The sequence below is a fragment of the Chamaesiphon sp. genome, assembly GCF_041738855.1.
Lineage (GTDB): Bacteria > Cyanobacteriota > Cyanobacteriia > Cyanobacteriales > Chamaesiphonaceae > Chamaesiphon.
This window is the reverse complement of record NZ_JBGSPA010000137.1, coordinates 54,459-78,895: the sequence shown is the minus strand read 5'-3', so window position 1 is coordinate 78,895 and position 24,437 is coordinate 54,459. Positions and strand designations below refer to the sequence as shown.

Genomic DNA, 24,437 nt, shown 5'->3' with positions numbered 1-24,437 from the left:
GATCGATAGAAGCTATACTAGTACAGGATCCTAACAACCGCCAATATGAAAGTTGTCTCTTTCAGCGAAGCAACGAGTAACCTCAGTGCAGTGATCGATCGCACGATCGAAGATGTAGACTACACTGTTATCGCCAGAAGTGATGCGTCTGATGCGGTGGTGATGTCACTAGATTTTTTTAATAGTTTGCTAGAAACAGTGCATCTGCTCAAATCTCCCGCAAATGCTGTCCACTTGGAGCGATCGATCGCCCAATACCAACAGGGCAAAGCGGTAGAAAGAGACAGTCATTATACATAAAGGATATTTGCTCCGCTCTAGCACCGCCCACGATTGAAATCGGGGCTAGTGTCGCAAAGTCCGCCTTCGCGGACTAATTAAATTACCTAGTCCGCGAAGGCGGACTTCGCATCACCAGCCGAGACTTCAGTCTCCAGGCAATTTCTCATCAAAATTAGTGAACCGATCGCGTCCCAGTGATAATCCCGCTAGAATAGAGATGGTAAACTTATCGCCAAAGATCGAAACGTGCGCGCAAAGATTCTCGCCTGGTTAAATGAAAATGTTCCTCCCAAACGCATCCAGCATATACTGGGAGTAGAACAGATGGCGATCGAGCTTGCCACACATTACCAGCTAGATGTTGATAAAGCCGCACAAGCGGGGCTAATGCACGATCTGGCAAAATATTTCAAACCCCAACGTCTACTATCATTAGCACGAATTGAAGGAATACCGATCGATGAAGTGGATCTAGCCGCACCACACCTCTTACATGCTGACGTGAGCGCAATTGTCGCCAGAGACGAATTTGGATTTACAGATCCCGAAATCCTCCACGCGATCGCCGATCACACTCTCGGTAGACCAGGGATGAGTGCCATGAGTTGTATCATCTTCTTAGCCGACACCCTCGAAGCCGGACGTGGCGACACACCCGAATTGCAATCCCTGCGCGAGTTGAGTTATCAACATCTACATCAAGCCGTCTGGCGCGCCTGCGACTACTCACTTCAGTATCTCCTATCCACTCGTTGCCTCATCCATCCCCGCACGATTCTCACCCGTAACTGGGCGATGACTATGAGCTAGGCTTTAGGTATTAGGCTTTAGGCTTTAGGGATCGGAGTTGAGATTTACTCCTAATCCCTAACACCTAATCCCTAACACCTAACCTAACACCTAACACCTAATCCCTAATACCTAATTGAATGACTGAAACCGCAACTTTGACAAATACCAACCAAACTATCGACTACACGATCGAACAACTAGCACTCCTCGCGGCTGATGCCGCAGACGATCGCAAAGCTGAAGACATGCGGCTGATCGATATTTCGCAAGTATCGACACTTGCTGACTACTTACTGATCGTCACTGGTTACTCCAAGGTGCAGCTCCGAGCGATTTCTGGCTCGATTATCGACAAACTTGAAGAAGATCTCCACCGCCCACCATTGCGGACAGAAGGGCAAGATCGGGGTGGGTGGATTTTGATCGATTATGGTGACTTGATCGTGCATATTATGATGCCAGAACAACGAGAATTTTACGATCTGGAGACTTTCTGGGGGCACGGTCAAACGGTAACACTACCACCAGCAACCTAGACCAATGCGATCGATGAGTAATCCTACTTCTTTTTGTCCGGTTCCCAAAGAGCAGCAACCAATTAATGAATACCAAGAGTTGCAAACTTCTTGGTTTTTTGGCTGGGTGAAACTAGAGCCGATTAAATATGTTGCGAAGCTAGTTTGGGTGGGGATTTGGAGCTTGATAGTGACCGCTCCCCTTGCTGCGGCTAGCTTTCCGATCGCCAAATTCCCACTTCAATTTGGACTGTGTGCGATCGCTGGTAGCTCACTATTCATCACTTTAGCTGCGATCAGATTGTATCTCGGTTGGATTTATGTCAAAAATCGCTTGTATGGAGAAACGATTTTTTATGAAGAATCGGGTTGGTATGATGGTCAAACTTGGCTTAAAACACCAGAAATACTCACACGCGATCGATTGCTAGTCAGTTATGAGATTCAACCCATTCTCAATCGAATTAAAAATACCTTTTTAACCTTACTCGCAACATTTGTGTCTGTCCTGAGCTACTGGCTACTATTTATTAATTAGTAACTCATTATCGATGCCATTGAATCTCGATTAAGTCAAGATTGAATTATCAATTATCAATTATCAATTAATCAAAGAATGGCTCAACGTACCAAATCACCAGCTCTAACTGTCAGCCTACTCAGGGAAGGAATTATCGAATCCGTCCATCAGGTTCAAGCCGTCGTTTGCGATAGTCGGGGGCGCGTTTTATCCGTGGCGGGAGATGCCGAACATCCGACCTTCATTCGATCTGCGCTCAAACCTTTTCAGGCGATCGCCGTCACCAGCAATGGTATTCTCGAACGCTACCAGCTCACCGATCGCGATTTGGCAATCATGTGTAGCTCTCACGCTGCCGAAATCATTCATACGCGGCAAGTCTTCAATATTCTCTGGCAGGCAGATATCGATACTAGTGCCCTCCAATGTCCGACGCCAGCAGACAAAACCAGCCCCCTAGAACACAACTGTTCTGGCAAACATGCGGGGATGTTGGCGGTTTGTCGCGCCCACAATTGGCCCCTAGGTAACTATCTAGAGCGGACTCACCCCCTCCAAAAACTCATTTTGAGTAAATTTGCCGAAATCCTCAAAATGCCGCCGGATGAGTTTATTGGCGTCCATGATGACTGTGGTGCGCCTGTCTACCTGATGCCCCTCTCCCAAATGGCGACGCTTTATGCCTATCTCGCTTCTGGCGAAAGTTTGGATCTAGAGCGGATCGTCCGCGCGATGACTCACCACCCCGAACTGATCGCTGGCACGGGAAGATTTGATACACAACTGATGCAGCTCACGCAAGGCGAACTAGTGAGCAAAGCAGGAGCCGAAGGGATTCAATGTATCGGGAAAGTTGGCGAAGGGATGGGTTTGACAATCAAGTCCAATGACGGCTCAAAACGCGCCAAGTACGCCGTCGCGATCCACCTGCTCCATCAGATGGGTTGGATTACCCCCGCCGTCTCGGAGATTCTCACCGACCAATTTTTATCGATCGGTGCTTATACTCGCTTGGATGTCACAGGCGAGTTGGCAATGGTGTGAATTACCCGCCACGCTCATCAAGGTAATCTAGATCGACTTGAGATGACAGTGACAATCGGGTTTTTCCAATAGAGATGCAATCAAAGCATTCGCCGCTACTGCTGCTAGGAGTCCGCCGCCGATCGAGCCTTGAATAGTTATATAGGGTACTCCAACAGCCATCAGTCGCCGTTTGGCAGCCGGAGCGTGACTAAAGCCGATCGGCATTCCAATTACTAAAGCTGGTTGAATCTGTCGCTGTTCGATCGCACTACACACGGTCATCAGTACAGAAGGCGCATAGCCGATAATCAGGATCGAACGATCTGGAACGTGGTGGAGGCGATTTAGCCACTCTTTATCTTGCCAAAATGCTTGCTCCGCTTCAGCTACACCTGTGATGTGAGGATCGTCGATCAGCGTCTCGATCTGACAGTCTAGATGAGCTAATCGAGTGCGATCGAGTGTAGCAGTTACGGCGGCGATATCACCCACAATCTGGCAGCCATTTTTGAGAGCTGCTCGTGCTGAACCGATCGCATCCCCACTCAAGCGGACAAAATTAACCAAGCTCACATCACCACAAGCTAGCACCAGTTGAGAGAGCAAGTCTACTTCAATCTCTGAACGGCTAGAAAGATCTGGTAACAGGTGTTGTAGGGATTCCTGGAAGGCTTCAGGGTGAGAATCGACGGCACCATCGAGGTGATGCCAAAGTCCTTCGATTTCCCCCAATCGCTCTTGACTTTCTACTTCCAAGAGTTTTAACTGGGCGATCGCTTCGGCTTGAACAATCTGACAATTATTATCTCGCCCTAATATCCCTTCTAATGCCGATGCTGTATGCCTTAGCCGCGCTAATTGTTGAATTACCGACTGGTATTGCTGTTGCAACTGAGCTACTAGACTGGGACTGAGATCGATCTCTGAGTCACTTTCGAGGAGCTGTTGGATGTGGGACAACTGAAACCCTTGCTGTTTGAGGGCGACAATCCGCTGTAGCTGTTGAATATTTTGGGGGGTATAAAGTCGGTAGTTACCGATCGATCGCTGGGCTGGCGGCAATAAACCCAAGGTGTGATAGTGCCGCACCATGCGTGGGGTGATATCCCCGCCAACTGCGTCGGTGAGTTCTTTAATCGTCAAATATTCAGCTTCCATATTTTCTGAATCTTAGTATGTACCTTGACATTAACATCAATGTCAAGGTGTAGGGTATGAAGGCAATCTATTTTTGTTGTCATGTCTTCCCCTGCCCTGTCTAGATTCCGTTGGCAAACACTATTTAAAGCACACCCCGATGCGATCGCGGCGGGAATTTGCGCGGTACTGGTGTTGCTCGGTTGGCTCACTCTCGATCGCGGGTGGTTGGGAGTAAGTTTACTAATTCTAGCCGCTGCGTATGTGATTGGGGGCTATCAAAACACCCTGGAAGGGCTGGGCACTTTGTGGCGGGAGAAAGAGCTGGATGTGGACTTATTGATGATTGTGGCAGCGTTGGGAGCCGCTATTTTAGGACTATGGCGTAAAGAGTACTACTTCATCGTCGATGGTGGGATGTCGATCCTGATTTTTGCCATCAGCGGGGTACTTGAAGGCTATGCAATGCAACAGACTGAGCGGAGTATTCGGGGGTTGATGAGTCTGACTTCCGAGTTGAAAAAACCGTCGGCGATGAGGTATTTGCAGGGACGATTAATGGTAACGGTGCGTTAAAAATTCAGATCGATCGATCGCCAGAAAGTAGTCTGATTCAACGGGTAATTCGGTTAGTAGAACAAGCACAGACAGAAACTCCCCCTTCCCAACAGTTCATCGAACGATTCGAGCGCGGCTATGCCAAAGCGATCGTCTTACTGGGCATTCTACTGGGCACTTTACCACCATTTCTACTCGGTTGGACTTGGGAAGATACGGTTTATCGCGCCCTAATTTTTTTGGTAGTAGCTTCGCCCTGTGCATTAATGGCAGCAACGATGCCAGCCCTATTATCTGGCATCGCCAATGGGGCGCGACATGGGATTTTATTCAAGAATGCCGCGCAGTTAGAAGCGATCGGACAAGTTAAGGCGATCGCCTTCGACAAGACTGGAACCCTGACTACAGGCAAACCTCAAGTCGTCCAAGTCATGGCGATCGAACATCCAGACAAATTGCTCCAAGTGGCTGCTGCGCTAGAAAGCATGTCCGAGCATCCGATCGGGGATGCGATCGTCCGAGCTGCCCAGAAACAGGGCGGGGCATGGATTGAAGCCGTTAATGTTTTAGCTGAACCTGGGCGGGGGATTAGTGGCGAAGTTGAGGGGAAAATAGCTGTAGTCGGTAAAGCCGCCTTTGTGCAAGCGCAAGTCGCTAATTGTTCGGATGCGATTGTCAATCAGAGCCAAAAGTGGGAACAGGATGGCAAAACCGTTGTCTGGGTTGCTCATGACAATCACATCTTGGGAATTATCGCCGTTGCCGATACTGTCAGAGCCACCGCAGCTCGATCGATCTTGCACTTGAAACGACTGGGTATCGATCGCATTGTGATGTTAACGGGCGATCATCAGCGCACCGCCGATAGTATCGCCCAAGAAATTGGGATCGATGGCGTGTATGCCGAACTCTTACCGGAAGCTAAACTTGAGGTAATTCGCCAACTCCAGCAACAATATCAGTCTGTGGCGATGGTTGGGGACGGGATTAATGATGCCCCGGCGCTTGCTCAGGCATCCGTCGGGATTGCGATGGGGACTGTCGGCAGTGATGTGGCACTAGAAACAGCGGATGTAGTATTGATGACCGATCGATTGGAGCAACTAGAGTATGCCATGCGGCTCAGTCGTCGCACTGGGCGGATTGTCAAGCAAAATATCATTTTTGCCCTGAGCTTTATTTTCATCTTGCTAATCGCCAATTTTACTGGCAATATGACTCTTCCCTTGGGTGTGCTCGGTCATGAAGGATCGACTGTGTTAGTGATTTTAAATGGTTTACGATTGCTGAGATTAACGAAATTTTAATTCTAACTAACGTGAGTTCGGGTTCAGCAGAGCCTAGAGACTAAAGTCTCTGCTCGTGATGCAAAGTCCGCCTTCGCGGACTAATATTTCAGTCCGCGAAGGCGGACTTTGTATCATGAGCCACGATTTTAATCGTCGGCGGTACTAGAACGGAGCAAATATCCTTAACCCGTTGGCGAAGCCTGTGGCGCCAGGAGAAACTCACGTCAACGATGGTGCTGTCGGCACAGTCTGACTAGCTGCGATCGAGTCTGCTCAACGTTTGTGTATTTTTACCCAATCCGAGCAGATATTTGCTAATCTTTATTGTTATACTGACCTTATTAAGAATAATAAGCAATTACAATTCATGAATTCGTCGCCCGATTGGGGTATCCGAAGCGCATCAATTGCTGTGTTCGACAACATCTTCGATCGCAAGTAGCTCATAAATGTCCGATTTCTCCAACTCCCAGTCGTCCACTTATTCATTAGCAGCAGCAACGACAGGCGATCGCGTTCGCATTGTTTCCCTCAATTGTGATGAAGCCAATAACCGTCTGATGGGCATGGGTTTTATCCCTGGGGTCGTGTTAGACGTGATTAGTACAGGGACTGGTTCGATTGTTGTAGCCATCCAAGCTACCCGCTTGGGGTTGGGGGCAGATATGGCACAGCACATTCAGGTGACGAAAGCATCAGCCACAGATCGAGAATATATTGCAATAAAATCGGAAAAAATCATGCCAACTAGCCCCGAACCTGCCGTGCTCAGATTACAAGCAGCGGCGATCGGTTCGACATTAAGAGTCGTCAGTTACGACCCGACATCCCGCGACTACAAGCGTAAATTACTCGCGATGGGACTGACCCCTGGAACGGAATTGATCGTCAAACGCCATGCTCCCTTAGGCGATCCGATCGAAGTTGAAGTACGCGGATTTCGGCTGAGTCTTCGCAAAGAGGAAGCAGCGGCATTAATTGTTGAATCTATTGAAGGAGTCGCAGCATGAGCCAGCCAACCATCGGATTAGTAGGCAACCCCAACTGTGGTAAAACCACCCTATTTAACGCCCTCACTGGAGCCAATCAACACGTCGGTAACTGGCCAGGGGTAACAGTAGAACGCAAGGAAGGTAACTATCAGCATCAAAATCGAAAAATTGTCGTAGTTGATTTACCTGGTGTGTATTCTCTAGATGTGGAGGAGAGTACGACGGGACTAGATGAGCTGGTGGCGCGAGACTATCTCTTATCTGGTACTGCCGATGTGGTGGTAAATATTGTGGATGCTTCTAACTTGGAGCGCAACCTCTATCTGACAACTCAACTGTTAGAGATGGGTGTCCCGATGGTCATCGTTCTCAATATGATGGATCTAGCTGCCAAACGGGAAATTAGGATCGATCCCGCTCTATTATCCCAACGCCTCGGTTGTCCGGTTTTACCCATATCTGCTACCAGCAAAAAGGGCTTACCGCAGTTAAAAGATGCCCTCGATCGGGCATTGGATCGGCCGCTGGTGCCCCAGACTTCCGTCGCCTATCCACCCGTAATTGAAGATGCCCTTGCCGATCTAACGCCGATATTAGCGGCTCAAGCTGGTGGCAATGGGGCAAATGCGCGCTGGTTTGGTCTAAATTTACTTCAATACGACGATCGCCATCTGCCGGACTTAGGACAAGATGTGTTGCGGCGGATTGGCGAACACCGACATCGAATCCATCAGACTCTGGGCGAAGATACCGACCTCCTGATTGCTGACAGTCGCTACACTTGGATTAGGCAGCTAATTCAGGGTGTGTGCGAACGCACGAATATAGTCAAGCAGACAGTCTCCGACAAGATCGATCGAGTTGTGCTCAATCGCTGGCTGGGCATCCCGATTTTTCTAGCAGTGATGTATCTGATGTTTCTGGTGTCCATCAATCTGGGCGGAGCTTTTATCGATTTATTCGATCTGGGGATGGGGACAATTTTTGTCGATGGGACAGCGCACTTATTAGCACAAGTTAATGCTCCAGGTTGGCTGATTGGGATCTTAGCCAACGGTGTCGGCGGTGGGATTCAGGTTACTTCGACATTTATTCCCCAAATCGGTTTATTATTTGTCTTCCTCGCACTTCTCGAAGACTCTGGCTATCTGGCGCGGGCTGCATTTGTGATGGATCGCCTGATGCAGTTTGTCGGACTACCTGGGAAATCTTTCGTGCCGATGATGGTCGGATTTGGTTGTAATATTCCTGGGATCATGGCAACTAGAACCCTGGAAAATCGCCGCGATCGATTGATGACGGTGATGATGAATCCCTTCATGTCCTGCGGTGCTAGGCTACCTGTTTACGCGCTATTTTGTGCGGCATTCTTTCCCACTAACGGTCAAAATGTGGTCTTTATCCTCTACATTCTCGGCATTCTCGCCGCCGTGTTTACGGGGCTAGTGATGAGTAAAACGTTATTCAAAGGAGATGCGGCTCCGTTTATTATGGAACTGCCGCCCTATCATCTGCCGACCTTCAAAGGCATCCTGCTTCGGGCTTGGGATCGACTCAAGGCATTTATCACCAAGGCGGGGAAAATGATTGTGGTGATGGTGGTGATTCTGGGGATGATGAATTCGGTGGGTATGGATGGATCGATCGGTAAAAAAGACACCCAAGACTCGATTTTAAGTGCTTTCGGCCGTACAGCAACACCAGTGTTCGCACCAATGGGGATTCGTCAAGAAAATTGGCCAGCTACAGTCGGTTTAATGACTGGGGTATTTGCCAAGGAAGTAATGGTGGCAACGATGGATTCTCTCTACACCTCCTTGGGTGAAAAAGAAGCAGCGGCGGCGGGTGAGCCACCCGCCAAATATGATTTCTGGGATGGCATGGGCAAGGCAGTTGCCAGCGTGCCCGAAAAATTGGGCGAACTGGGCGGTCAAATCCTCGATCCGCTCGGATTTAATATCCTGAACGATGTCGGCGACCAAACAGCCGCCGCCGCATCTCAATCAGTCAAAGCTACTACTTACGGTCAAATGGCCACTCGCTTTGGTAGTTCTAGTGCCGCGATCGCTTATCTATTATTTGTACTGCTATACTTCCCCTGTGTAGCCGCGACTGCCGCCGTCTATCGGGAAACGAATCTGGGTTGGACAATATTTGTGGGCTGCTGGACTACAGGTCTTGCCTATTGGGTAGCAGTCCTCTATTACCAAGTCATGACCTTTAGCGAACATCCTGCTAGCTCGATGGGTTGGGTCGTCGGGCTGGCTGTGACGATGCTGGGCACACTATTTGGCTTGAAACGATTTAGCGATCGCCACCAGATTAAAACTCGTCCAGAAATCAACAGCAGCCCCTTGGGTAATCGATAAAGAGATGATTCTTCAACAACTTCAAGCTTACCTACGGACTATTCCTTCAGCCTCACTGGAGGAATTAGCCCGACACTTCAAAATTGATGCCGACGCGCTCCGAGGAATGCTCGATCCCCTGATTCGTAAGGGGCGAGTGCGGAAACTATCCGGCAAAAAATGTGGCGGTTGTCAGAGCTGTGCGCCGGAAAGTCTAGAGCTATATGAGTGGGTGATGCCTATTTCTGAGTATGAGAATGTTGGATGAGCCATGAGTGACAAGTGTTGCCAAGCCAAGGGTTGTAAGCGATCGCAACTGAAACAACAGCAAGCCAATGTACTCTGGGCGGTAATGAAATCGACAATCTCAGCTAATTACCAGATTTGTTAAGATATCAAAGGGAGCAGCGATCTGGTTTTGATTATATATCAGCATAAATTTAATAGTCACGCGTGATGTCGAGCGGATCGTGAGTTGCGATGGCTCTCTCCTGACAGATCTTCGTCAATGTAGTTAAATATCGCCCGATCTAATCATGAAGATAAACAACAATCACCAATCTACCCAGCGGCAGTTAATGGATCGAAATCAACTGCTGTCGATCTTTACCCTTGTAGGATCGGTTATCTCGATGCTGCACCTTCAACCAGCAATCGCCATTGGTGTGGCAGCTAGTCAGCCCGTTGAGCAACAGATCGCGCGTCAAACTACCAAAAAGTCCCCAACTGCTACCCCCCGCTCTGCCAGGGAGTATTACAATCGTGCGATGAGTCGCTACCGCAACGGGGAGCGAGTTGGGGCGATCGCCGATTTCGATCGCGCGATTGAGTTACAACCCAATTTTGTCGATGCGTACAACAATCGGGGCATTATTAAGGGCTTGAATGGTGACAGTGTAGGGGCAATTGCTGACTATAGTCGGGCTGTCGCCCTCAACCCCAGATTTTTTGAAGCTTATGCCAATCGTGGGTTTGCCCGATTGAGTGTGGGAGATAAAGCAAGTGCAATGGCAGACTTGCAAGTAGCTAGCGAGATTCAACCCAACGATCCGCAAGTAGCGATCGGGAAAGGGATAATCATGGCTCAAACTGGCAACAACCAAGGGGCGATCGCGAGTTACGATCGGGCGATCCAACTCCGTCCCCAAAGTGGAGATGCTTATTACAATCGCGGTTTGGCTAAACTCGATCTCGGCGATCGTCAGGGGGCAATTGCCGACTTCGATCGCGCGACTCAATTGCGACCTAATTATGCTAATGCTTACAATAGCCGTGGCAAAGCCAAAGCCTTGACAGGGGACGCTCGCGGTGCCATCGCTGATTACAATCGCGCGATCCAGCTCGATCCCAAGCGATCGACTGCTTATTTCAACCGCGCCGTTGCCAAAAACTCGATCGGCGATCGGGCAGGTGCCGTCAGTGACTACAATCGAGTTGCCCAACTCGCTCCCAATGACGCTCTTTCCTACTTCAACCGCGCTGTAGCCCTTGCCGAAAGCGGGCAGCGATCGGCAGCCATCGCTGACTATACTAAGGCGATCGCGCTCGATCCACAGCTAGCTGAAGCCTATAACAATCGCGGCATCATCTACTTTACAATGGGCAACCGCCCAGCAGCCATCGCTGACTATACCCAAGTCATCCGACTCAAGCCTGACTATGCTGTCGCTTATCTCAATCGGGGTATCGCTTTCTATAGTAGTGAAGAGTACGATAAAGCCGTGGTGGATTACGATCGCGCGATCGCCCTCCAGCCCAATAATGCCGAAATCTACTTCAATCGCGGCGTCACCAAAGCAAGACTCAAGCAGCACCAGCAGGCTCTGGATGATTTCAATACTGCAATCCGCTTGCAACCCAACAATGCTCTAGCGTACAGCAATCGGGGACTACTCTACGCCCAACTGCAAGCAACTCCCGCTGCTACCGCAGATTTGCAGACGGCGGCAAAATTGTTTAAAGCCCAAAATAATCCGGCTGGCTATGATTCGGTGATGCGGAATTTAGCAAGAATTAAATAACGTGACTTCGGAATAAGAGGAGCCTAGAGACTGAAGTCTCTGCTCGTGATGCAAAGTCCGCCTTCGCGGACTAGGATCTCAGTCCGCGAAGGCGGACTTTGCATCATCAGCCACGATTTTAATCGTTGACGGTACTTGAATGGAGCAAATATCCTCAATCCGAATTCACGTTAAATAACCCAAGTTACCATTACATCAGATCCATTGGTATCGACATTTTAATCGCCAAGATGTTGTAGTAAAGCCTGACGCATCACCTCGACTGGAGCTGGCTGCTGCAACCACAATTTAAACGCGATCGCGCCTTGCTGAATCAACATTTCCAACCCATCGATCGCGATCGCACCATTATCTGTTGCTAGTTGTAAAAACTTAGTCGGTCGCGGTGTATAAATCAGATCGTAAGCGATCGCATCAGCTCCAATTTTAGAGAGCGTTTCTGTACTCAGTGGGCTATCTTCAACTGCTGGATACATCCCGATCGGTGTACTATTGACCAATAATAACCGATCGCGAAGGGTAAAACTTGGTAATTCGTCCCACAGATGAGTCTGGAGCCTTACAGGTACCGAGACATCCCGATCGATCGTCCCCAGCTCCAGATCCTGCCAACTCGCCCCAAACTCGGCTAATTTTGGTGCAGTTCTCCCAAAGACATGAATCTCCCCACAGCCCAACTGATGGCACCCCGCGACTACCGCCCGCGCCGCGCCACCATTGCCCAAGACGAGCGCGGTTGTCTGTCCCCAGTCCCGCTCTAGTCCCACTAGCGGGGCGACAAAACCTGGAATATCTGTATTCGTACCATGCCAGCCTGTAGGCGTGTTCCAAATGGTATTTACCGCCCCTACGGCTCTAGCCAGCGGGCTAATTTCTGCCAGTAGCGGGATGATTGCTTGTTTGTGTGGGATGGTGACGCTACAGCCAACGACACCGATGGCGGCGAAGCCTGCTAGGGCTGCCGCTAAGTCTGCTGGGGTGACGGCAAACGCGACATACCGATAATCCCAGCCCAAATGCGCGATCGCGGCATTGTGCATGACGGGTGAAAATGTATGGGCGATGGGATTGCCGATGACACCCAATAATTTTGTGGTACCAGATATTTGAGGCATGAAAGTTGGGGGTAGGAGGATGGGATCGGGATGCGAGTGGAAAAATCTGGAGATCGCCAGCGAGGTTCTAGGCGATCGACGTAAAATAGTAGGTAAGAATTGATAAATATGCTTAGGAAGATCGATCGCTATGATGCAAGTAGATATTGGAATCGACGCCGATAGTCGCCAGGAAATCGCTGACGGGTTATCGCGACTATTGGCAGATACATATAGTTTGTACCTCAAAACTCATTACTTCCACTGGAATGTAACTGGGCCGATGTTCCAAACACTCCATCTGATGTTTGAAACTCAGTATACCGAATTAGCTTTGGCAGTAGATCTGATTGCCGAACGGATTCGGGCACTAGGATTCACTGCACCTGGCAGCTATACTCAGTACGCAAAATTGAGTTCGATTCCTGAGACAACCAACGTCCCTAAAGCGATGGAGATGATTAAACTCCTCGTCGAAGGACAAGAAGCTGTGTGTCGCACTGCGAGATCGATCTATGCTAGTGCCGAGAAAGCTAGCGACGAACCGACTGCCGATCTGCTCACCCAGAGGTTACAATTGCATGAAAAAACTGCCTGGATGTTGAGAAGTTTACTAGACTAATCATCGATCGAATAGGGTTAAACAGTTGATAGTTGACAGTTGCGGATGCAATCACGCGGAGGTTTCCTGGCGCATGTGTTGCACCAGCGGCTCGCGCTCCTCGGCTCTGCCGAGGGTTTAGCGAGACAAGACAAGCAGATAGTTGATAGCGAGGTTTTTAGGGTGGGGATTTTAACCCCACCCTAAAAACAATCCTCAACGATCGGCTAGATTGATGTAGTAGGATGGCGATAGTTTAGATGGTTAGCGAGCGATAATTCCCTGACTGAAGCACACATGGACGATCGTCATATCTTAAAATTGCAAGCATTAATGCACAAAGTTGGTATTAGGAGCTTTAGTGAATTGGCTCGATCGAGTAAAACTTCCGAGCGAACTATTCGGAAACTGCGATCGGGTGGAATTAACACATTGCGGTGGCAAACTCTCGCAAATATTAGCAGCACTTTGCATCTGACAATTAACGAGCTAACCGAAATATTTGGTACGCCATCTAGCTCCACTCCCGAACGTCAACAACTAGACATCCTCCGTCAAGAATATCAACTTCTGCACCAACAATGCCAACAACAACGCGCCACACTTCAAGCCGAATTTCAATATCAAAGCCTACAGGCATTAGAATCGTTCCTGACTTACTTTCCCGCAGCCAAAGCAGCCGCAGCGCAGAATCCCGACTTTCCAGCTAGTAAGCTAATTCCCTTGGTGCAGTCGATCGATCGATTGATCGCCCAATGGGGTGTCACTGTCATTGGTGAGATTGGAGCTGAAGTCGCTTACGATCCGCGCTGGCACCAACTTATCGCAGGGAATGCTACCCCTGATGATGTAGTTACCATTAGATATGTCGGCTATCGACAAGGTGACAAGCTGATATTTCGGGCGAAAGTTGGTAACTAAATGTTAATCGAGAGCCGATCCGAGCGTGCCACCACGATCCATTTACCAGCGACTTCAGCCGCCAGTCCATCACTAAAAGTCGAAGTCCGAGTCCGGTTAGGGGCATCGATCAATGAAATTGTCGCTTCAATCTGAGTAAATGTAGGCATCTTGCTCAAAGCTTGAGCGAGGAATTGGCGGATCACACGTCGCTGGAGCGAGAGCGCAAGCGGAGCGAGGATGAGTCGATCTAGCCGCACGCCCTCTAGATCCAATGCTTGCTGATACCAGTCCGTGGCTAGCGACTCCAGATACTCGACATCAGCGCGCACAAGTTCGGCAGTACGGGCTAAATGACTCTCGACTTGGGGGTTGAAATCTGCTGCTAGCTGGGGCATAATCTCCAATCGCAGTCGATTGCGGGCGTATTTGAGATTCTGATTGTAGTCATCTTCCCAGACGGGTAATTGATACTCGCGGCAAAAATCACCTGTCTGAGCGCGATTGACTGCCAGCAATGGACGCACCAAACCAATCTCTGCTGTCAATTGCCGCTGCCAAGACAGCGCGCAGAGTCCATCGGCACCTGCACCCCGCACGAGGTTATAGAGCAATGTTTCTGCTCTGTCGGTTTGAGTGTGAGCGGTGACGATCTGAGTACTATTGGTAGCTTGAGCGATCCTGACTAAAGCTGAATATCGCCATTCTCTCGCCGCCCCATCTGTTTCTGGCAAATTGGCAGTGGTTTCACAATGAAATGGTAACTGCCACCGCGCGGCAACTTGCGCCACGCGATCGGCAATTCCGACATCTTGTGCCCAACCGTGATCGCAATGAGCGACGGCTAGCTGCCACTGCCAGCGGTTTTGGAGATCGCGGAGCAATTGCCCCAGACACAATGAATCTTGCCCTCCAGAAACTGCTATCAGGATATTGGTGCCGATCGGTAGCAACTGTCGATCGATCAGGCACTGGTGAAGCTGACTATGTAAAGGTGTCCAAGGCATCAGTCAAATAGCTAATTGCTACACTGTAGAATTCGTAGTAAGTTTAACAGGTTGAGCTATTATACCAATGCCGTTGTGATTAGTCGGCATTTATAACTGTAATCAGCAAGATCGAGTAAATATGTCCGATATTATTGACGGATTTTCGATCCCGATCGTATCATCTGCAACCTCGATAATGTATCCGCACTTACTGTCAGAGTGAATTAAATAATGCATTACGGCACCATCGACATCTTTCAGATCGTCAAAGTCATCCTCGCTAGAAATTTGGAGATCGATCCAGAGGCGATCGATCTTGAGTTTAAATTTCATAACTTTATCGATCGACTTGCCGAGCGTCGCCAAAGACAGTCTGGATCTAAAAGTTTGCTGTACTATCTCGAAGCTGCCAATATTTACTTCGATCTGTCAGCAGCTTTCGAGCTAAATTTTTTGGCTGATTTTACCGACTCTGCCTGCATTACAGTTGCCGATCTGACTTTATTGATTCGATCGAAACTAGATAGTCGATTAGTATAGAACCCATTTGAGATCTTTTTAGGTGACAGGTGGGGCAGCTAATCTTTTAACCATAAGTCTGATCAAACACAGTTTGAGCTTGGCATTAGAACGAGCGAGTGTACGGTCAAAGTTTTTGACTAAGCTTTTACATCTTTCGACCCAAGCATTCGATCTTTCGATGACCCATCTAGCCGCAACAGGCACAAATCCAGATTGTCCTTTCGCCTCTTTCTCCGCTTTTGATGGTTTGGCAGAGAGTTCAAATTGAATCTTAGTCATAATCTCAGGATAAATCGCCTCCAGTGCTTGAGTCAGTTTTTCAGGGTGATAGCCGTTATCTAACAAGATGGTGGTCTTCGGTAAAGCGACAGGTTTCAATTTGAAGTAATTAATGTTGTGCGCCAGCATTTCAATCAAACCTTGGTCGTCAGGTACGCTAGCCTTAGTACAGTGAGTAAAGAAAGGAAAGCCTGGTATGTCTACGGCTAGATGCCTTTTGATGCCATTGGTACATTTGTACAAACAAAACCCTTTCGACTCAATACTCGCATTACAAGTGTTTTTCACCGCTTGAGAGTCAATCATGATGAGGGTTGTCCATTCTGTTTTTTTTTGACTTGTTCGCGTGCTTTCCCATGTAATTTAGTCATGATTAGATCGATGGCACCTTCTTCACACCAATTCTGGTAGTGCCAGAAGACAGTTGAATATGGTGGTAGATCTCTGGGTAAGTCTCCCCAATTACAACCGTTCTTGAGCTGATAAAATATGCCATTGAGGAGTTGTCTCTTTGTCCACACAGGTGGTCGAGTTTTCTTTTTCTGTGGTAGTAGTGGCTCAATTATTTCCCATTCTTCGTCTGTCAAGTCGCTTGAATACCCCATTTCTCGCCCCAATTTACTCGAATTTACTTACTTTGCCCTGATTCTACGCGATCGCCTAAAAGATCTCAAATGGGTTCTATAACAACATCAACGCTCGGTACCTCGATCTACAGATGGCAAAATTGGCAGCGCGATCGATTGCCAGATATTTAATTCCCGATCCTCATCACTCACACCAAGCTGAATATTCTCAACATCAAGACGAGAGCGGTATGTACCAAAGAGCCGATCCCACCAGCTCAGAACACTACTGTAGTTAGAATTGGTTTCGGCGACGATTTGGGAGTGATGGATGCGGTGATAGTTGGGAGTGAGGATGACAAATGCGAGGAGCCGATCGATCGCCGCTGGTAAGCGCAAGTTGCTGTGATGCAGTGCGACAATCAAGGTAAATACTAGCTCGTAGCCGAGCACCCAATTGCTAGCAATTCCCAGCCACCAAATCAGAGCGAGTTTAGGCATACTCGAACTGATAATTTCGATCGCGTGAAATCGATATGCTGTGGATACATTCATCGTTCGATCGGTATGATGGACGCGATGAAATCTCCATGCCAGTGGCACGATGTGCATCAGTCGATGCCAGCAATACATATAGAGATCGAGTACCAAGAACGCCAAGATCCCCGCGATAACTGGGGATGAAATGGTGGTAAAAATACCTGGAGCCGATCGATCGAGCGGGATAAATCTGGCGATCGCGATCGCAAATAGACTGGAGGCGATCGAGTTGACAATACCCAACTCGAAGTTATTGGTAATTCGCGAACGTAGGGAATTCTGGTATGCAAAGAAGGGAAACTTATATTCCAGCATCAGCAGACTGACGATCGCGATCGGGACGACAACTAATTTGACTGTCATAGGTTCGTATCATTGGCAAAATTTTACAAATCACATCTCAACTCATCGATCTCACATCTTGCATCTTGCATCGAAATATCGTTAATAGTGGATGGTGGATGGTGGATGGTGAATGGTGAATGGTGAATGGTGAATGGTGAATGGTGAATGGTGAATGGTGGATGGTGAATGGTGGATGGCTTGCACTGAGCGTAGCCGAAGTGTGAATGGTGGATGGTACCGATCGGTAAGTTTTTTAGCTATTTTTCATCAGTTATTATGTACTTGTCAAAGACGTGAATTACCCCAACTCTCGATCCGATTTCCAGATTTGGGTACTCTAGATCTCGACCAGTCAGACGGCTGACTCTCAAGCTTGTCTGGCAACAGTAGGAATGAATTTTGATGTCCACTATCTTCGGTTTAGCTTTAATCCTCGTCAGTATCTATTTTTTAGGTCAAAATATTATTTTCACCACCCACTACTATTCTAACTGGTGGCAAAAAACATCAGCGACCGCTTCCGTATTAGCGTTAATTGCTGGGATCGGCTCGCTCACCTTTTGGCGGCGGGAGATGGGGAACTTCGGATGGATTTTTATCGCCGTAGGAATCATCCTCGTGTTTCTCAACAGTGGTGTCATCTTGCGATCGACTAGTCTGTGGACATTTTTTGTCGCACTGCTAGCATTTGCTAGTGGTTATCAACTGCTTACTAGCGGTAGAATAAGATTCTAAAGTATTATTTTGAAATTCAGTTAGCTGGGTAGTAGCGATGAACCGACACATTCACCTCAGCCTCTATTTATTGGCGATGGTTGTCATGACTGCCTGTGGCAAAAATAGCCAGCCACCAACGGTAGTAGTCACACCTCCGCATACCCCCATCGTGACGCCGCCGATTTCATCGCCTGTTACTGTCCAGCCGCCACTACCTACCCCATCACCGCCACCGCTGACACCGACTGTCAAACCCACACCCTCATCGGCACCAACACTCTCCGCGCTCCCTCCAGCTCTCTACCCAGTTCCCACTCCGGTGGCGATCCCCACTTTACCACCAGCCAAAACCAAGGCTAATCCCAAACCCGATCCCTTCTCCAAACTCAAGCCACCCACAGATCCAGAGCAGCAAATTACGCCAGTGGGGATTGGTAGTGCCAGAATTGGGATGACTTTCCAAGAGTTGAAGGCGCAGCTCGGCGAGGGGTTCGAGTTCCCTGTCAAGACAAACTTTATCGTCGATTTTGATGCGATCGCGGTGACCAAAGCTGGGGCGGTACAATACTATATCCCCTATCCGGCTGGCACCAATTTTACTGATACCGATCGGATTCAACATCTAATGACAGACAACCCCAACTTTCGGACTGCACAAGGTGTTGGGCCAGGTACTCCGATCGGTCAAGCCGTCACTGTCTACGGTGGTGCGACGCTCTCGATGAGCAAAGACAATGAATCACGGGAGTTTATCAACTTTACTCAACACCCCAATGGTCTGGCATTTCGTCCCAAACCAGTTGGATCTCGCAATTTTGCGGGCGAATATCCTGAAAGTAATGAAGAGTATCTCAAAACCAGCAAGTACGATCGTCGCGCCGCGATCGGTCAAATTACCGTTTCTTGTCCAGAAGATAAGTGTGAACCATCTCAGTAATTAGCTTTGGGTTTGAGGTTTTAGGCTTTGGGTTTTAACTAGCTACCCGATCGATGTCGCAGGGAGCGATAAGTCCCCTGCCAGGGTAAGCCATTCATGTCGGAGCCGATCTGAGTGCGATCGAGTGAGACAGTCTCAAGCTGCGCGGACAACAACCGTTTATTTTTATTAATCTTAAAACTGAAGTGAGATGGGTAGATGTTGTCAACTTTGTTACCGATCGGATTGAAGTTGGAGTTTACACTTAATCTAAGTTACTCCCTGCTGAGCAATCGAGTAAATGTTGTCATCGATGCGGTAGAACCACGCTCCACAGGATGCAGGTTAGCTATTTTTGAGGTGGAGGTAGTACTGCCTGTCCCCTCAATGGGGTCATCAGTTTAGTCTCACCACTTATTGGTAATAAACAGCTAGCCAGAAGTAGGTGCAATCGATCGATTGCACCTACTTCTGGCTGTGGTGATGTAAATTAATCTTGAACCAAGTGGATATGTTTATAGCCTAGTTTGATACTGAAAATATCACCTTCCTTCAGTCCCATTTCTTTGGTATAGGCTGCACCGATCAACAATTGACCATTCTTGTGAACAGTCGCCTTGTACGTCGCGGTTTTGCCGCGATTGTCTCTACTGGTTTCGTCAAGTTTGACTCCTTTGGCTGTCAGCACAGCGTCATAAAATCCAGAGAGATCGGTGCGGGTGACACCTGCTTTGGTAGTTTTCACATAGCCACACTGTGTGGCAGTTTCACGCTTGGCAAGATGCGAAAGTTCTTTAACTCTTTGAAGCAAAGCTTTCCCAGTAAGTGGGGATGTAGGGATGGTTAGTTCTGCTACGGAATCGACTTTAGACATAGTTTGATTAATGGATACGGCGGATAATTTTGACTAGATATGCAGTTTACTTCATGTATTATTCATCATGAAGCTGACCTTATATTAGTATATTATGCACTTAATTATAATGATAGTTCCAATTAACTTTAAAGTTATTGGGAAAATTCCGCCGATCGCGCTCATTTTGTTCTTACTGGCAGATCCCGATTTTCAAAATCAAATCCCCAATCTTCATCGTCTAGATTGTTTGAAGGAGTAGGGCGATATGGCGATGTGGGCTGGACATCCGTTGTCGATCTAGCATCATCTTCTGCTTGATTTGTGTCGGTGTCCTCGGGTCTAAATGACTCGCGGTTGTCATCAAATTCATTTGCTAGCGGCTGTTTATACGGCGGCTGAATCAATCTAAAATCGGCGTCGTATACTTCTCGACTAGGTGGTTGTGGTTCGCTGTCGATGCTGGCGGTATCTCGATCTGGATAAATTCGTTGGCTTTGTCTCTCAGGTGGTAAGTCATTGACAATTGTCGAGCGATGAGGTGGAGATGACCACTGTTGCGGGCGGAAGGGCAGCGGTGAATCTTCCCAATCTAATTGACGATTTGCGGCTGGTTCTGCATCCCAATCATCGCTGTCATCGACTGAAGTTGGCTGGGCTGATGGTGGATGATTGGATCGATCGGTCAGAGGCGATCGATAACTTTTAAAGCGGCTGGTTTTGGTGGGCGGTGTTGCTGATTTGTCAGGTGAGGAGTCATCGGTTTCAGGCGATGCTGAAGTATAGGTAAAAATATCTGGATCTGGCTGTCGGATGCGCGATTGTTGTTGCCGAAGCTGTCGATCGAGGAGACGACGATCGACAAAGATCGCTAGTTGAATCAGACTACTAGATAATAATCCCGCGCCGATGGCGATCGCCAACCACACGCCGATCGGTAATGCTACTGTAGGCTGATTGAGGATAACTACGGTCATCGTTGGCAGTAAATTAGAGCCGATAATTATTCCCAATAAAATCAGGATGACGAAGATAACGATGATGTTCATACTCCCGTGCCTGTGACAAATTAGATCTTAAAGAGTAAATGGTGGATGGTGGATGGCGATTCGCGCTCCTCGGCAAAGCCACTGGGGCGCGAGCTTTGTGGGGGAAGCTTCCCCCACAAACGTCGCTTCGGGTCACCCGACCAAAGACGAGCGCGAATCGCTGTCAACTGTCAACTGTTTAATCGCTTTTCCACCGATCGATCGGGATACAGTCGATATCGAGTCGATCCAAGGCTCTAGCTACGACAAAATCAACTAGATCGTCGATCGATTGCGGTTTATGATACCACGCTGGACAAGCTGGGACGATCGCGGCGCCAGCTTCAGCCAGAGTCGTCAGATTCCGCAGGTGAATCAGACTAAAGGGCGTTTCGCGGGGAACTATGACTAGTTTATGTCCTTCTTTGAGTTGGACGTCGGCAGCGCGTTCGAGCAGATCGCCACTCAATCCAGCGGCGAGTTTGCCCACCGTACTCATACTACAGGGGATAATCAACATCCCCTGCGTCCGATAGGAACCACTGGCGATATTCGCCCCGACATCCCCCCAGCGATGACAGCGCAATTTGCCAGCAGCGGGGACGCCAGCTTGTTTGCGCCAAAATTCGGCTTGCTCTTCAGGTTCACTAGGCAATCTAATTTGGTCTTCGGCTTGAAATACAGTGTATGTAGATCGTGATGCGACTAGTTCGATCTGATAATCGGCGGCGAGGAGATATTTGATCGCTCGGATCGCATAAATCAAGCCAGAGGCACCAGTGATGCCAAGAATTAGGGGTTTCATTACAGAGTTGATAATTGATAGTTGATATCGAGATTCTAGACGATCGATCCACTGGTGATTTGGCAATGATTTGAGCCATTCCCGAAAAGTGAGGTAGGAGCAATTCATCAATTGCTCCTACCTCACTTTTCGATCGTTAATTCATGCCCTCAGCCAAATTTCGCGTGCAGTTATTCATCTAAAGGTGCAAATTCCTCAGCCGCTGCTAATTCAGCGACGGGCGGAACTGATGCTAATTCTGAGTCTGAGTCTGAGTCTGAGTCTGATGCCGCTGCTGAGTCGGTAGCTGCTGCTTCAGAGAGCATACTGGTGACAGTGACCAGATCGATTTGCTGGCGATAGTAGTCTACACTCTTGACCTGGACTTCGACGCGATCGCCCAAGCGATAGGAGGTGCGATTTTTGCGTCCGACTAGACAGGCGTAGCGGGGGCGAAATTCGTACCAGTCATCTTTGAGCGAACTGACATGTACCAAGCCTTCGACGAGAGAGTCTTCGATTTCGACAAAGAAGCCATAAGATTGAACGCCAGTGATCAAGCCTTGAAAAATTTCGCCCGTGCGTGCTTTCATTTTCTCCGCTTTTTGGAGTCCGGCGAGATCGTTTTCCGCATCTTGAGCGATTTTAGTGCGATCGTTCAAATGAGCGATCGATCCGGCAATTTGGGCTTCTAGTTCCTGTTGAACTGTTGGGGTGAGTACGTTCCAGACGATCTGACCGTGACAGCTACTGCTCCCGAGATTGACGATTTCTTTCGCCCGCGAAGTTTTGCGATCGCGCCCATTGGCAAATACTTCATGCAGTACCCGCTGGACTAAGATATCGGGATAGCGGTGGAGTGGCGACACGGCGTGTGTATAACCATTTTCGATCGCTAATCCGAAGTGAGTACTCGGTTTGGTGCTATACACCGTAGTTTTGAGCAGCGATTTGAACAGGTAGTTGAGCACTTGCGGGACAGGTGAGTGAGCAAATTGGAGGCTGAGTCGTTGTAAGTCAGCGACGCTAACTTCGGCTTCGACTTCACCCTCAAAATTCAGTCCTAAATTGATCGCTAGCTTGATGGTGTCGTTGACTTCTACCAGTTCGGGATTGTGTTGGACGGCATAAATTCCTGGCACTTGCAGTGCTTGGAGATGAACGGCGATCGCATAGTTTGCCATCACCATCACGTCAGTGAGCAATGATTGTGGATCGTCCAAAAAGATGACTCCCAATCGCCCTTCATCGGCGAATGGTGCTTGTTTCTGGATCAGATCTACTTCCAATCCTCCTCTAGAGCGTCGCTGTGCCCTGAAGGCTGGGGCGATCGTGTTCCAGATCGGCTTGACAATTTCGACCGCTCTCGGGTCGATTTCGGCGGGTTCATCGGCTAAGACGGCATTGATTTGGGTGGGATTTAGCACCCAATCTAAGGCGATTCGACTTGGTTGGATCGTAAATTCGATCAATTCGCCGCGCTCGTTGAGCGAGAGAAACACCGAAATTGCTAGTCGTTCGGCTCCAGGGATGAATCCACAAGCTTGATGGACTGCCGCTGGCAAGAGGGGAATCGTATTTTCGCCCAAATACACCGCCGTACCGCGCTTTCTCGCCTCGCGATCGATTCTGTCGTCGGCGATGATATAGCTAGCTAGATCGGCAATATGCACCCCCAGCCGCCAGATTTCACCATCCAACTGTTCGATCGTCAGCGCGCTATCGATGGGTTCTAGGTGTGCGCTGACAGCGATTGTCGGTAGGTGCGTGAGGTTGACTCGTTTGCTAGCTAGCGGATCTTTCACTCCTTTGGCGATTTTGGCAGCAGCGGTGGTTATGGCTGGTGCGAATGTCTGATGGAGATCGTGCTTGCACGTCACGATGTCGATATCCGCCGCCGACTCTGCGGTAGTGCCCAGTACTCTAGCTACTTCACCAATCGGTAAATCTTGACCGATCGCGTGCCGCAGGACATCGACATGCACCAGATGATCGAGAATATCATCAAGGACGATCGGTGCGTGTCCATTGGTGGTACTGGCAGTATTTTCGCGCACCTCTAGCTCGAACAGGAGCCGATCGTCCAACGGGATCGCCCGATATCCACCCGTATCCAACCGCCGGATTTTAGCTAGTACCGAAGGATTTGCCCGCTCCAAAATCAGCTTGACAGATCCTTCTGGACTCCGCCGTCGGGTACCTTCTTTGATCGTCTCAATCAGTACCCGATCGCCATTCCAAGCATTGCTCAGATGACTCTCGCGGATGTAGATATCATCAGCACTCTCATCATCTTGGATCGCAAAACAAAAACCCTTGCTCGAACAGCGCAGCTTTGCCTCCACAATGTGCTCGGGCTGTTCGCGGCGAAATTTCCCTTTCTCCTTGGTTAAGATCCCAATTTTTTCAAGTAATTCTAGAGCTAGATCCAACTGCTCGATGCTTGATGTCGTTTCACAACCTAACTTCTTCTCTAGTAACTTTGGGGCAACTAACTTCTCAGGACTAATGTGCGATAGCAGCGTGGCGATCGAAAATTCCATATAGTTTAATTTACCTCCACCCAATGACATGTTCATTTATTAAATTTGTAGTACTGTTGACTGATGACATCTTTTGCAAAGGTACTCTTTTCCACAATTTTAGCAACAGTAAAATATCCGAACACGTCTTGGCTAGCTAGGCTTGACAGATTGTAGCGAAATCCGTCGCCGATTTTGTGGCTATTTACTACATGTTGCCAACCAAGTTACCCAGCCAGCGACTCGACCAGTATTGAATAACAGCTTTACGTTAACAGATAAGTACTAAATAATAATTTGC

Annotated in this window: 24 protein-coding genes and 1 pseudogene; 15 read left to right on the top strand and 10 right to left on the bottom strand. The window is 48.6% G+C overall.

Going from position 1 to position 24,437, the window contains the following annotated elements:
- The first annotated feature begins 45 nt into the window (after positions 1–45).
- The 5 genes from ACEW9I_RS13850 to ACEW9I_RS13830 all read left to right on the top strand — a co-directional run bounded on the left by ACEW9I_RS13850 (position 46) and on the right by ACEW9I_RS13830 (position 3,153).
- The gene (locus ACEW9I_RS13850; protein ID WP_373540916.1) at positions 46–300 is read left to right on the top strand and encodes a type II toxin-antitoxin system Phd/YefM family antitoxin; all 255 of its coding nucleotides are present in this window, start codon (positions 46–48) and stop codon (positions 298–300) included.
- 228 nt (positions 301–528) lie between these two features.
- Entirely contained in the window at positions 529–1,092 is a 564-nt protein-coding gene (gene yqeK, locus ACEW9I_RS13845) for a bis(5'-nucleosyl)-tetraphosphatase (symmetrical) YqeK (RefSeq protein WP_373540915.1), read from the top strand.
- Positions 1,093–1,211: 119 nt separating this feature from the next.
- Entirely contained in the window at positions 1,212–1,610 is a 399-nt protein-coding gene (gene rsfS, locus ACEW9I_RS13840) for a ribosome silencing factor (RefSeq protein WP_373540914.1), read from the top strand.
- A gap of 13 nt (positions 1,611–1,623) precedes the next feature.
- Positions 1,624–2,127: a CGLD27 family protein gene (locus tag ACEW9I_RS13835; RefSeq protein ID WP_373540913.1), complete on the top strand. Its 504-nt coding sequence runs from the start codon at positions 1,624–1,626 to the stop codon at positions 2,125–2,127.
- Between the two features lie 78 nt (positions 2,128–2,205).
- Positions 2,206–3,153 (top strand): asparaginase, encoded by a 948-nt coding sequence (locus ACEW9I_RS13830; protein ID WP_373540912.1) that lies wholly within the window; start codon positions 2,206–2,208, stop codon positions 3,151–3,153.
- Positions 3,154–3,180: 27 nt separating this feature from the next.
- Here ACEW9I_RS13830 and ACEW9I_RS13825 read toward each other — a convergent pair whose 3' ends face one another.
- Complete coding sequence (locus ACEW9I_RS13825) at positions 3,181–4,293, bottom strand: precorrin-8X methylmutase (protein ID WP_373540911.1); 1,113 nt, start codon at positions 4,291–4,293, stop codon at positions 3,181–3,183.
- 81 nt (positions 4,294–4,374) lie between these two features.
- On the opposite strand from ACEW9I_RS13825, the pseudogene ACEW9I_RS13820 reads away from it, so the two are divergent.
- From ACEW9I_RS13820 to ACEW9I_RS13800, 5 genes and pseudogenes are all read left to right on the top strand, one after another.
- Positions 4,375–6,137, top strand: a pseudogene (locus tag ACEW9I_RS13820) (heavy metal translocating P-type ATPase).
- A gap of 431 nt (positions 6,138–6,568) precedes the next feature.
- The gene (locus ACEW9I_RS13815; protein ID WP_373540910.1) at positions 6,569–7,129 is read left to right on the top strand and encodes a ferrous iron transport protein A; all 561 of its coding nucleotides are present in this window, start codon (positions 6,569–6,571) and stop codon (positions 7,127–7,129) included.
- A complete protein-coding gene (gene feoB, locus ACEW9I_RS13810; protein WP_373540909.1) occupies positions 7,126–9,480 on the top strand; it encodes a Fe(2+) transporter permease subunit FeoB in 2,355 nt (784 codons plus the stop codon). Before ACEW9I_RS13815 ends, feoB begins: the two co-directional genes overlap by 4 nt.
- 4 nt (positions 9,481–9,484) lie before the next feature.
- Positions 9,485–9,727: a FeoC-like transcriptional regulator gene (locus tag ACEW9I_RS13805; RefSeq protein ID WP_373540908.1), complete on the top strand. Its 243-nt coding sequence runs from the start codon at positions 9,485–9,487 to the stop codon at positions 9,725–9,727.
- A gap of 268 nt (positions 9,728–9,995) precedes the next feature.
- On the top strand, positions 9,996–11,480 hold the full coding sequence (locus ACEW9I_RS13800; RefSeq protein ID WP_373540907.1) for a tetratricopeptide repeat protein: 1,485 nt from the start codon (positions 9,996–9,998) through the stop codon (positions 11,478–11,480).
- Positions 11,481–11,698: 218 nt separating this feature from the next.
- Here the strand turns inward: ACEW9I_RS13800 and ACEW9I_RS13795 are convergent, their stop codons facing one another.
- Entirely contained in the window at positions 11,699–12,595 is an 897-nt protein-coding gene (locus ACEW9I_RS13795; RefSeq protein WP_373540906.1) for a shikimate dehydrogenase, read from the bottom strand.
- Between the two features lie 130 nt (positions 12,596–12,725).
- Between ACEW9I_RS13795 and ACEW9I_RS13790 the strand changes: the two genes are divergently transcribed.
- Both ACEW9I_RS13790 and ACEW9I_RS13785 read left to right on the top strand, forming a co-directional pair.
- Positions 12,726–13,196, top strand: a complete 471-nt coding sequence (locus tag ACEW9I_RS13790; RefSeq protein WP_373540905.1) for a Dps family protein — start codon at positions 12,726–12,728, stop codon at positions 13,194–13,196.
- Between the two features lie 276 nt (positions 13,197–13,472).
- The gene (locus tag ACEW9I_RS13785) at positions 13,473–14,096 is read left to right on the top strand and encodes a helix-turn-helix domain-containing protein (RefSeq protein WP_373540904.1); all 624 of its coding nucleotides are present in this window, start codon (positions 13,473–13,475) and stop codon (positions 14,094–14,096) included.
- Here the strand turns inward: ACEW9I_RS13785 and tilS are convergent.
- Entirely contained in the window at positions 14,093–15,082 is a 990-nt protein-coding gene (gene tilS / locus ACEW9I_RS13780; RefSeq protein ID WP_373540903.1) for a tRNA lysidine(34) synthetase TilS, read from the bottom strand. The genes ACEW9I_RS13785 and tilS overlap by 4 nt on opposite strands.
- Positions 15,083–15,295: 213 nt before the next feature.
- Between tilS and ACEW9I_RS13775 the strand changes: the two genes are divergently transcribed.
- Complete coding sequence (locus ACEW9I_RS13775) at positions 15,296–15,604, top strand: hypothetical protein (protein ID WP_373540902.1); 309 nt, start codon at positions 15,296–15,298, stop codon at positions 15,602–15,604.
- Positions 15,605–15,622: 18 nt separating this feature from the next.
- Here ACEW9I_RS13775 and ACEW9I_RS13770 read toward each other — a convergent pair whose 3' ends face one another.
- The 3 genes from ACEW9I_RS13770 to ACEW9I_RS13760 all read right to left on the bottom strand — a co-directional run bounded on the left by ACEW9I_RS13770 (position 15,623) and on the right by ACEW9I_RS13760 (position 17,334).
- Positions 15,623–16,171 (bottom strand): transposase, encoded by a 549-nt coding sequence (locus tag ACEW9I_RS13770; protein WP_373540901.1) that lies wholly within the window; start codon positions 16,169–16,171, stop codon positions 15,623–15,625.
- Positions 16,168–16,470, bottom strand: a complete 303-nt coding sequence (locus ACEW9I_RS13765) for a transposase (RefSeq protein ID WP_373540900.1) — start codon at positions 16,468–16,470, stop codon at positions 16,168–16,170. Before ACEW9I_RS13765 ends, ACEW9I_RS13770 begins: the two co-directional genes overlap by 4 nt.
- Before the next feature lie 87 nt (positions 16,471–16,557).
- Positions 16,558–17,334 (bottom strand): sterol desaturase family protein, encoded by a 777-nt coding sequence (locus ACEW9I_RS13760; protein ID WP_373540899.1) that lies wholly within the window; start codon positions 17,332–17,334, stop codon positions 16,558–16,560.
- Positions 17,335–17,718: 384 nt separating this feature from the next.
- Between ACEW9I_RS13760 and ACEW9I_RS13755 the strand changes: the two genes are divergently transcribed.
- Together ACEW9I_RS13755 and ACEW9I_RS13750 are read left to right on the top strand one after the other, a co-directional pair.
- Positions 17,719–18,051, top strand: a complete 333-nt coding sequence (locus ACEW9I_RS13755; protein WP_373540898.1) for a hypothetical protein — start codon at positions 17,719–17,721, stop codon at positions 18,049–18,051.
- 37 nt (positions 18,052–18,088) lie between these two features.
- Positions 18,089–18,970: a hypothetical protein gene (locus ACEW9I_RS13750; RefSeq protein ID WP_373540897.1), complete on the top strand. Its 882-nt coding sequence runs from the start codon at positions 18,089–18,091 to the stop codon at positions 18,968–18,970.
- A gap of 469 nt (positions 18,971–19,439) precedes the next feature.
- Here the strand turns inward: ACEW9I_RS13750 and ACEW9I_RS13745 are convergent, their stop codons facing one another.
- The 4 genes from ACEW9I_RS13745 to ACEW9I_RS13730 form a co-directional block, all read right to left on the bottom strand.
- The gene (locus tag ACEW9I_RS13745; protein ID WP_373540896.1) at positions 19,440–19,823 is read right to left on the bottom strand and encodes an AbrB family transcriptional regulator; all 384 of its coding nucleotides are present in this window, start codon (positions 19,821–19,823) and stop codon (positions 19,440–19,442) included.
- 161 nt (positions 19,824–19,984) lie between these two features.
- The gene (locus ACEW9I_RS13740; RefSeq protein WP_373540895.1) at positions 19,985–20,851 is read right to left on the bottom strand and encodes a hypothetical protein; all 867 of its coding nucleotides are present in this window, start codon (positions 20,849–20,851) and stop codon (positions 19,985–19,987) included.
- 178 nt (positions 20,852–21,029) lie between these two features.
- The gene (locus ACEW9I_RS13735) at positions 21,030–21,635 is read right to left on the bottom strand and encodes a flavin prenyltransferase UbiX (protein WP_373540948.1); all 606 of its coding nucleotides are present in this window, start codon (positions 21,633–21,635) and stop codon (positions 21,030–21,032) included.
- 170 nt (positions 21,636–21,805) lie between these two features.
- Positions 21,806–24,157 carry a ribonuclease R family protein gene (locus tag ACEW9I_RS13730; RefSeq protein WP_373540947.1) on the bottom strand — a complete coding sequence of 784 codons (2,352 nt, stop codon included), beginning with the start codon at positions 24,155–24,157 and terminating at the stop codon, positions 21,806–21,808.
- Positions 24,158–24,437: the final 280 nt, after the last annotated feature.